The organism is Chloroflexia bacterium SDU3-3 (assembly GCA_009268125.1).
Lineage (GTDB): Bacteria > Chloroflexota > Chloroflexia > Chloroflexales > Roseiflexaceae > SDU3-3.
Genome location: WBOU01000019.1, coordinates 127,968 through 135,756, shown reverse-complemented (window position 1 = coordinate 135,756; position 7,789 = coordinate 127,968). Strand labels below are relative to the sequence as shown.

Here is a 7,789-nt window from a genome sequence, read left to right as displayed (position 1 = left end):
ATGGCAGTGCAGCTTGTTCACCCTGGCCATCGCGTGGCAAAACCGCCAGCACGCGTTCGGTCTATCCATGCCCGTTCGCTGGAAAGTGTACTTCTGACACTTCCCAAAAGTGACACCATGTGAGGGGACATGCCCTCACATGGTATCACTTTCATGAGCGGGGCTTCTGGATGCGGCAGCACGCCCCATCACGCGTGCCAGACCATGCATACCATAAACGATGCACCAAACCATGCTCGTGGCCTACCCGCTCACCCGGCCCATGCGGCGAAGGTGCCGCTCGTGTCAGCTGGCCATATGCGCGAATGTTAGCTGCCAGGGAGCAGCATTGGAACGCCCAAAATTGGGGGTTTCGCAGGGGGCCACGTCCCCTGCGCGGGCAGGCCTCTTTGCCCACCAGCACCGCAGCCACCGCACGCCGCACAGCCACCTTCTAGCCTAGGCTATGCATGTGCCGCTGCAGCTCATCGTAGAACTTGCCGACATGGATGCCATCGATAAACGCGTGGTTCACGCGAATGTTGAATGGGATATACGAATCGCCGCCAGATTCTATAATCTTGCCCCAGGAGACCCGTGGGATGGCATCCTCTTTCTTGAGGCTCAGGGTGTGGTCGATCGCGGTGAACGGCAGCCATGGCAGCGAGGAGATAAACACAAAGTCGCTGCGGCCCTGCAGCCTGCTGGCATCGAAGTATTTCTTGCTCTGCCGGATCTCCTCCTTCACCATACGGTCAAACTGGAGGATATCGCTGTCAAAATCGACGGTTATGAGCCGGAACAGCTCCTCGCCCTCGCGGAGGCATGAGAATGAGGGGTGAAGCGAGCGGTACTTGACGATCTTGCCGCCGACGTTGCGGTAGAGAAAGCTGTCGATCGCATTGAGCGACTTGACCGTATAGTAGATCAGCGTGTTGGTAAGCGAGATAGCACGGCTCTTGCAGTATGATCTCAGGCCATTCACCTGAATATTAAACGATACGTTATAGAACGGCAGATCGTTCATCATAAAAAACGCGTAGTGCTCTTTTCGCGCCCACGTGTCAAAATCGATCTCTTCCATCATTTCGCTCCTGTATAGTGCATCCATGTGCGGTGCGGCCCACATGCGCCGCCCGCATAGGCCATCGGCTCAGCCATCGATGACTTGGACGCGCGGCCAGCGCTCGCGGATGCGCTTGGCCCGCACGCGCTCGCGGAACTGGGCCTCGCTGATGCGCCGCGGGTTACGCCGCAGCGTGAGCTGGAACAGATCCTCCAGCCCGCACGGGGCCGCGATCTCCAGCGTGTCATCGGGCAGCAGGCGCACCCCCACGCTGGTCGCCGTCTCAGGCCATGTCCCCACCCCATCCGCGCTTGAGGCCAGCGGCGGCACGGCGAAGCCAAAGGCCGACTCGTACCACAGGTGCACGGCGGCCTGGTTTGTGGCCTCCCAGGGCACATCGGGGCGGCGGGCGACCAGCATGGCCTGCACCTCGGCGTCGCGGGCTGGCCGCAGGTCCGCCGGGTCGAAGAACACCACGTCGACATCGGCCAGGGGCGTCGGCGCGGCGTAGCTGTGCAGGTGGTCCCAGACCAGCGTGCGGATGACGCCCGCGCCGATAAACCAGTCCGGCAGCGCCAGCGCGCGCACCGTCTCCAGCAGCGGGCGAAACCATGGGTGGGGCAGCAGCAGGCTGGCCAGTTCTTGGTGGTAGCGGTCGTGGCTATGCATCGCAGGGGCCTTGTCGCATCGCGGAACAGAGGCCAATTGTAGCACGCCGCGCGGGGGAGGGTTATTTACCACGAGGACGCGAAGGCACGAAAATTCGGAAGGGGACGAATACGACGAAGACTCCAAGGCTCCAACAAGACAAAAACGAATACCACGAAGGCACGAAGGCGCGAGGGGGAAGAAGACCGATTTACCACCAAGACGCCCAAGCTCCAAGAGATAGGTATTGTGGCAGCGCGAAACACACCGCGCCCAGCGCGGCATCGCCGCCCCACTCCGCAGGGGCGGCCCACCACGTGCCCGCCGCGATCATCGCCCGCCCACGCGGCCAAGATCCTGCGAGAACGATGCCTCCACCGCCTGCGGGACCGCCTCGCCCAGCCACCACTCCCAGAACGCCAGCAGCCGCGCCGCGTCGCAGCGCGGCAAGCCAGCGCCGCACGCGCAGGCCACGGCGGCCAGCCCCGCCGCATCAGCGGCGTGCGGCGCTGATGCCAGGTCCTCGTCGTCACGCTCCACGAGCGCGGGCGTGCCGTCGGGGGCGCGGCCCTGCCGCCATAGGGCCAGATTCATCGGCCAGCGGCGACTGCCCTGCTAGGGCTAGGTCTGTGGTAAGACCTTACTGTGCTATTCTGCAGGAGATGTTTATCTATCAGCCCTTTCTACTACAGTTTCCTCGCCTAGATCGGCAGGAGGCCCTGGGTGAGGAAGGCCAGCTCCTCGCGGGCGGCCTCGGCGGCGGCGGGGTCATCCCGCAGGCCCGGGAAACCACCCCACGCGAAGCACTCGCGCAGGTAGGGGATAAGACACATGCCATCCCACCAGTCATCGGAGCCAAACGGCGCATCGAATCCGGCGCTTGGGATGCGCATATAGCTATCGCCGCCGCCGCTGTAATTTGACTTATGGCATGAGTCTGGGGCCACCTCAAGGAGAAAGATCTGTTGCTTCCGGTCAATACATGGAAGTTGGCTAAGCTCATAGGGCACCATCCCCAGCACAAGAGGATCGCTGTTCGGCCCACGCGTTGTAGCATGCCCCAGGCTATAGTAGTTGCTCAGCGTGGGGTGGGAGCCACGGAGATCGACATTGCCGATCATCTCAACCCAAGCGCGCAGCACGATTGGCAGCGGCCCTCGGCGCTGCTCAATGCTTGCCAACAGTTTCAGCTCCCGCGCAGTACATGGGTTCCAAGCCCCCTGCGCTCCTACAACGAACACAAAATCAAGCTGCTGGAGGCGCTCGACCAACAGGGCGATATTGTAGCGCGCCCGCAGCATGATCTCGCATGCCACCGCCTGGGCGTCCTGATACAGCGGCGGCTCACGCACCGCCGCACCCAGCGCCACCAGTTCGGCCCACACCTGCTCGCGCTCTCCGGCGCGGTAGCGGGCGAGAAAATCCATAGTTCGCATTGTTTCCCCACGATAGCTGGATCATGACAACAATATCTCGGCAATTACACACCCTTGGAGGAGTAGACCCCGATTCAATGCTTCTTTTTATAGAGCTGCTCAATTTTTATTGATATTCTGTAGATATCACTCAGGATAAGAAGAGATAATCTGCCCAGCTAATAGTAGACTCGAAGCAATCACCTGTCAATACTGCCTTCCTATGCCTGCCAAACGCCCGCCAGGATATGCTACACTCACCGCGCATACCGCCATGTGATGAGAGAGGCAGAATCATGCGCGTGTCCGTAATCATCCCAACGCGAAACCGTGCGCACCAGCTCGGCACCGCCATCGAGAGCGTGCTCGGCCTTCAGCGCGGCAGCGACGATATTGAGATCATCGTGATCGACGATGGCTCAACCGACGATACCCCGCAGGTCGCCCAGTCCTACCCGGTGGTCTACCTGCGCGGCCAGGGCCAGGGCGTCTCTACCGCCCGCAACCTGGGCATCCGCGCCGCCACCGCCGACCTGCTAGCCTTCCTCGACGACGACGACATCTTCACGCCCGACAACCTGACGCCGCAGATCGCCTACCTCGACGAGCACCCCGCGTGCGCGGCGGTGTTTGGGCGCATGATCCTGGGCGACATCAACCTCAACCCGGTGAGCGGGCCATACCCCGAGCAGCCGCTGGAGCCGGGGCAGATGTTCGACACCATCCTGGCCTACATCCCCACCTTCGACGCCACCGTGATGCGCACGTCGGTCGCCCGCGCCCTGGGAGGCTTCGACCCACAGCTGCGCGGCGCGGAGGACTGGGACTTCTTCCTGCGCATCGCCAAGCGCCACCCGATGGGCTATGTCCACCACGCCGCCGCGATCGCCCGCACCAACGCCCCGCCCGCGCAGAACCCCGAGGGCGTGCTCTGGCGGCGCTTCCGCGACTGCATGACCGTCTGGCACCGCCACACCGCCCCGCTGGGGCTGGCGCGGCGCATCCGGCTGGCCCGCACCGGGCTGCGGCATCGCGGCTGGTACATCCCCTACTTCATGGGCATCGCCACGCGCTACGCCCAGCAGGGCCAAACTGGCGATGCCCTGCGCGCCTGGGGCTACGCTCTGGCCGCCTCGCCGCTGCACGCGCTGCCCGCCACGCTGCGCGCCCTGCCCGCGCTGGCGCGCAGGAGCCAGTAGGCGCACAAGGGGGCGAATACCACGAGGGCGAGAAGGCACGAGGGGAGCGAGAGGGGTCAGGGAATAGGGAGTAGGGATCAGTAGCCCACATCCCACCCGGTCCATGCGGCGAAGGTGTCGCTCACGCAAACTGGCCATATGCACGAACACTAGCCGACAGGGAACGGCATAGGAACGTCCAAAATTGGGGGTTCGAAGGGGGCATCGCCCCCTGCGCGGGCGGCGGCTAGGGGCTGGCCCCTAGCCGCCGCCCGCGCAGGGCACACACCCACCACCCACGAGAAACCATCATCATCGAGGCCGCAGCCGGTCGGCCCGACCGGGCAACGCTGCAAGCATTGCCTACGGTCGGGCCGACCCCAAAACGACGCAGAAACACCCCCAAAAGTGACACCATGTAAGGGGGCATAGCCCCATGGCGGGATAGAATGGCGCGTAGATTGATAGAAAATCAGGGGAAAGTCACCCAAAATCGCCCAAAGCCAAGGCATCCGCCCACCAGCCACAAGCGACAATACCGCAAAGAAAAAAGCTTGGGGGCGCGACATCGTAGCAGCGAGACACACCATAAGGGCGGGCTTCATGCCCGCCCAACATCGCACCCACTGAAGCCCGCGCCGCGCTACGGCTGGCGCTGCCCCAGCCGCGCCAGCGCGCTCACCGTGCCGATCCCCGCCGCCAGCGCGATCACGATGATCGCCGTGCGCACCAGGTTGGCCGAGCCAGCCGCGTAGTCCTCGGCCACAAAGTTCAGCAGCGTGCGGAACGCCGCCGAGCCGGGCACCAGCGGCAGGAATCCCGGGATGGTGAACGCCGGGGTCGGCAGCAGCATGCGGCGCGACAGCAGCTCGGAGAGCAGGCTGATCGACATGCCCGCCAGGAACGCCGCCGCACCGATCGGCACGCCCCACATCTGGAACACGCGGTACAGCCCGTAGACCAGCGCCCCCACCAGCGCCGCCACCGCCAGCGCGCGGCGCGGCACATCGAACATCACGCCGAAGCCGCCCGCCGAGCAGAACGCCATGGCCATGGCCAGCGGGATGTTGCTCGACACGCCGGGCGTCAGGTCCAGCTTCGCCCCGCTCACCAGCAGCGTGGCCCACAACCCGCCCGCGATGCCGATCAGCATCAGCAGCGCGCTCACCGCCCGCGCCGTGCCCGAGACCGTGTCGCCCCGGAACAGATCCACCACCGAGCTGATCATGGGCACGCCGGGCACCAGGAACAGCACCGCAGCGGTCAGCGCCTGCGCCGGGTGCGGCGGCCGCAGCAGCGCCACCAGCGCCAGCGCCAGCGAGGCCGCGATGGTGGCCACGAAGAAGGTGAGCAGCGGGCGGCTCAGCTGCAGCGACATCAGCCTGCCGCGCACGTAGTAGGCCAGCGCCGCCGACACAAACGCGATCGCCGCCTCCCACACCCCGCCGCCGAACAGGATGGCGCTGCAGGCGCAGGCCAGCCCCACCGCCAGCGTGGTGATCAGCGGCGTGTACTCGCGCGGCTGGCCCGCCGCCTGCTCCAGCGCGGCCTGCACGCCCGCGCGGTCCAGCTCGCGGCGGGATGCGCGCCGCGAGACCACGCCCACCGCCGCCACCTTGCTCAGATCCACGTTCGAGCGCACGATCCGCTGGATGCGCGTGCGGTGCTCGGTGCCCGCGTAGATCGTGGCGATGATACCGGTGGGCGTCACGTACACATCGCACGAGTCGGCCCCCAGCGCCAGCGCCACGTAGTGCACGGTCTCCTCGGCGCGGGCGGTGTTGGCCCCGTTCTCCAGCATGATCTGGCCCGCGCGCATCGCGGCGGCCAGGATCTCGCGCATCTCCTCGCGGGTGGCCGCCTTGGCCGCCGACCCGCTCGACTCGACCTTGGCGTGCTGCAGCAGCAGCCGCTCAAGCAGCAGGTCGTAGCTCATTCCTCACCCCGCCTGCGGCTAGGCCGCTTGGCGGGGGCGGGGCGGCGCACCTGCGCGCCGTCATCCTCGGGCGGCAGCTGCGACTCCTCGCCTGCGATGGCCTGGGGGTCGAGCGCGTCGGGCGGCGGCGCGGCCTCATCTGGCGGCGCGGCGGGGCGGGCGGGCGCTGGGGCGGCGCTGGGCAGCGCATCGCGCCAGGCCAGCCGCTCGCGCACCTGCTGCTCGAAGCCGCGCTCGGTCGGCTGGTAGTAGCGGCGGCCCGCCAAGTTCGGCGGGAAGTGGTCCTGGTCGACCTGCGCGCCCTCGTGGTCGTGGGCGTACTTGTAGCCCTTGCCGTAGCCCATCTGCTGCATGAGGCCGGTGGGCGCGTTGCGAAGGTGCAGCGGCACCGGGTCGTTGCGGGTCTCCTGCACATCCTTCATCATCTCGGCATAGGCGCGGTAGACGGCGTTGCTCTTGGGGGCCTGGGCCAGGTAGACCACCGCCTGCGCCAGCGCCAGGTCGCCCTCGGGCCGGCCCAGGAAGTGCACGGCCTGCTGCGCCGCGATGGTCAGCGGCAGCGCCTGTGGGTCGGCCATGCCGATGTCCTCCACGGCCATGCGCACCACGCGCCGCGCCACATACAGCGGGTCTTCGCCGCCATCCAGCATGCGGCCCAGCCAGTACAGCGCCGCGTCGGGGTCGCTGTCGCGCACGCACTTGTGCAGCGCCGATATGGCGTTGTAGTGCAGCTCGCCAGTCTTGTCGTAGCGAGTGGCGCGGGTCTGCAGCGCGTCGCGGATGTCCTCCACCGTGATCAGGCGCTTGCCGCCCACCGAGGGCGGCTTGGCCAGCACCGCCGACTCCAGCGCGTTCAGGGCGGTGCGGGCGTCGCCGTTGGCCATGTTCAGCAGGTAGCCGCGTGCGTCAGCCGCCAGCAGCGCGTTCTGCGCGCCCAGGCCGCGCTCGCTGTCGACCAGGGCGCGGTCCACCAGCGTGCCGATCTGCTCGTCGGTCAGGGCCTCCAGGGTGAACACGCGCGCCCGCGAGAGCAGCGCCGAGTTCACCTCGAACGAGGGGTTCTCGGTGGTCGCGCCGATCAGGATGATCGTGCCATCCTCCACATAGGGCAGCACCGCATCCTGCTGGGCCTTGTTGAAGCGGTGGATCTCGTCGATGAACACCACGGTGCGCTGGCTGAACATGCCCAGCCGATCCTGGGCCTCCTTCACCACGCGGCGCAGGTCGGCCACGCCCGCCGACACCGCCGAGAGCGGCTCGTAGTGAGCGTTGGTCTTCTGGGCCACGATCTGGGCCAGGGTGGTCTTGCCCGTGCCAGGCGGGCCCCATAGGATGAGCGAGAACAGCGTGTCGCCGCCGATGGCGCGGCGCAGCAGCTTGCCCTCGCCCACGATCTGGTCCTGGCCCACGAACTCATCCAGCGAGCGCGGGCGCATGCGCGCGGCCAGCGGCGCGCCCTGCTTGAGCGCATCGTCGCGCTGGGTATCAAAAAGCGTCTTCTGCTGTTTTGGCATAGGTGTCTGCTTCTAGCGCTGTATATACTGGCCAAATGATACCACATGCCCCT

At 66.2% G+C, this 7,789-nt stretch carries 7 protein-coding genes; 1 reads left to right on the top strand and 6 read right to left on the bottom strand.

What is annotated here, in order from left to right; all coding sequences use genetic code 11:
* Positions 1 to 433 precede the first annotated feature (433 nt).
* From F8S13_23930 to F8S13_23915, 4 genes are all read right to left on the bottom strand, one after another.
* Entirely contained in the window at positions 434 to 1,108 is a 675-nt protein-coding gene (locus F8S13_23930) for a hypothetical protein (GenBank protein KAB8140525.1), read from the bottom strand.
* Positions 1,109 to 1,132: 24 nt separating this feature from the next.
* Positions 1,133 to 1,714, bottom strand: coding sequence for a nucleotidyltransferase family protein (locus tag F8S13_23925; protein ID KAB8140524.1), 582 nt, complete (start codon positions 1,712 to 1,714; stop codon positions 1,133 to 1,135).
* Between the two features lie 309 nt (positions 1,715 to 2,023).
* Entirely contained in the window at positions 2,024 to 2,287 is a 264-nt protein-coding gene (locus F8S13_23920) for a hypothetical protein (GenBank protein ID KAB8140523.1), read from the bottom strand.
* 107 nt (positions 2,288 to 2,394) lie between these two features.
* Complete coding sequence (locus F8S13_23915) at positions 2,395 to 3,120, bottom strand: hypothetical protein (GenBank protein KAB8140522.1); 726 nt, start codon at positions 3,118 to 3,120, stop codon at positions 2,395 to 2,397.
* 236 nt (positions 3,121 to 3,356) lie between these two features.
* On the opposite strand from F8S13_23915, the gene F8S13_23910 reads away from it, so the two are divergent.
* On the top strand, positions 3,357 to 4,307 hold the full coding sequence (locus tag F8S13_23910; GenBank protein KAB8140521.1) for a glycosyltransferase: 951 nt from the start codon (positions 3,357 to 3,359) through the stop codon (positions 4,305 to 4,307).
* A gap of 622 nt (positions 4,308 to 4,929) precedes the next feature.
* Here the strand turns inward: F8S13_23910 and F8S13_23905 are convergent.
* A complete protein-coding gene (locus tag F8S13_23905; GenBank protein ID KAB8140520.1) occupies positions 4,930 to 6,222 on the bottom strand; it encodes a threonine/serine exporter family protein in 1,293 nt (430 codons plus the stop codon).
* Entirely contained in the window at positions 6,219 to 7,736 is a 1,518-nt protein-coding gene (locus F8S13_23900) for a replication-associated recombination protein A (GenBank protein KAB8140519.1), read from the bottom strand. The genes F8S13_23905 and F8S13_23900 overlap by 4 nt, the downstream gene beginning before the upstream one ends.
* Positions 7,737 to 7,789 lie beyond the last annotated feature (53 nt).